We start from the raw sequence: 402 nt of genomic DNA on the forward strand, positions 1-402 counted from the left end.
CGATTAGCAATATCGGTCATAGAACATTTCTGCTTTAAATCATTAAGAATAGCGAATTTCAATGCTTTTGAAATGTAGCAATTTTCATCAACAATATTTGTGGTAGCACTGAAAGTATGATCGCAATCTTTACAACGATATCGCTGCTTGTATAAACGAAGATAAGTGGGAACATTTTGATAGGAAATCATTTGAATTAGGCTAGCTTTTGGCGTATGTTTAATGACGGAACCAATTACCCCACATTCAGGGCAACAGTATGGATTTTCAGGGTATGATAGCAAGCCGGAAAAGACTTTAGAAGGAACACCATGTACTTTCTCTTCAGAAAGTGCGTCCGCATAAGTAGGGAAAGTAATATTATCATCTTTAATAGAAAGAAGTTTTTTGATAAAAGTAGTT

1 protein-coding gene is annotated in these 402 nt (G+C 34.8%); it reads right to left on the minus strand.

Features of this window, described 5'->3' with window-relative positions; translation table 11 throughout:
* The coding region (locus ACTQZM_RS12075; protein WP_441653904.1) for a transposase family protein at positions 1 to 402 on the minus strand (402 nt) is incomplete at both ends.

Source organism: Enterococcus cecorum, from assembly GCF_052119425.1.
In the GTDB taxonomy this organism is placed as follows: Bacteria; Bacillota; Bacilli; order Lactobacillales; family Enterococcaceae; genus Enterococcus_E; species Enterococcus_E cecorum_C.